Consider the following 1429-nt stretch of genomic DNA (forward strand, 5'->3'; position numbering starts at 1 on the left):
CTTTTACACAAATGCAGGTTTACACGCAGGAAGATAATGTTATTGTTGAAAGAGGAGTAGGTGTTTATATATATGATATTTACGGCAATAAATATTTAGATGGAGTTGCTTCTTTATGGTGTAATGTTCATGGACATAATCATCCTAAGTTGAATCAAGCAGTTATAGAGCAGGTCAATAAAATAGCTCATTTCACAACTCTTGGAGCTTCAAATGTTCCGGCCATTGTTTTTGCTAAAAATTTAGTTGATATAACACCACCAAAATTAAAACATGTTTTTTATAGTGAAGATGGTTCTGAAGCAATGGAAATAGCAATAAAAATTGCGTATCACTACTGGCATAATAAAGGTGAAACTCAAAGAAATAAGTTTATTACTTTATCAGAAGCATATCACGGAGATACTATAGGTAGTGTTTCGGTTGGAGGAATAAACATATTTCACGAAAAATATAAACCTCTTTTATTTGATGTTTATAAACTTCCTTCTCCGTATCTTGAAGCGGTAAAAAAGGTTGGGAGAGAAAAAGCCCTTGAATACGATACAACAAAACTTTTAATTGAAGAGGTTGAGGATTTTGTATTTCACCACCATCAGGATATAGCTGCCATTGTTCTAGAAGGAGGAGTTCAGGGGGCTGCAGGTATACTGCCGTTTCCAAAAGGTTATTTAAAAGAGATTAGAAGAATATGTGATGAGTTTAATATCCTTATGATAGTTGATGAAGTAGCAACAGGTTTTGGTAGAAGCGGACATATGTTTGCCTGTGAAAAGGAAGGAATTGAACCAGATATTATGGCACTTGGCAAAGGAATTACTGGCGGATACTTACCTTTAGCAGCAACACTTGTTTCAGATGAAATATATCAAGAGTTTTTAGGGGAGTTTGGAGAAGCGAAGCATTTTTACCATGGGCATACATATACCGGAAATCCTATTGCGTGTAATGTGGCAATAGCAAATTTAGAAGTTTTTGAAGAAGAGAAAACTTTAGAAAAACTGCAGCCTAAAATAAAGCTTTTAGAAGAAAGACTTAAAGAGTTTTGGGATTTAAAACATGTTGGAGATGTTCGCCAATACGGATTTATGGCAGGTGTTGAACTTGTAAAGGATAAAGAAAAAAATGAGCCTTTCCCTTATGGTGAAAGAACAGGATTTAAAGTTGCAAAAAGTATGCTAAAAAAAGGTATCTGGGTTAGACCACTTGGAGATGTAATGGTAATAATGCCTCCTCTTGTAATATCTGAAGATGAGTTAAACTACTTTTTAGACAGTTTAAAAGATAGTATAAAAGAGCTGGAGGGTTAAGCTGTATCCTCCTGCTCCTCTAATTTTTTTATCTCCTCTTTTTTCTTTTTAAACCATTTAAATGTTGAATAAATAATTGTCCCTATAGCTACTATTCCAGATAGCATTTTTGCAGTATT

1 protein-coding gene is annotated in these 1429 nt (G+C 34.1%); it reads left to right on the top strand.

From position 1 onward, the window contains the following. A partial coding sequence (bioA, locus tag HG1285_RS01625) for an adenosylmethionine--8-amino-7-oxononanoate transaminase (RefSeq protein WP_008289348.1) occupies positions 1-1310 on the top strand: 1310 nt, incomplete at its 5' end. Between the last annotated feature and the right edge of the window lie 119 nt (positions 1311-1429).

The organism is Hydrogenivirga sp. 128-5-R1-1 (assembly GCF_000171895.1).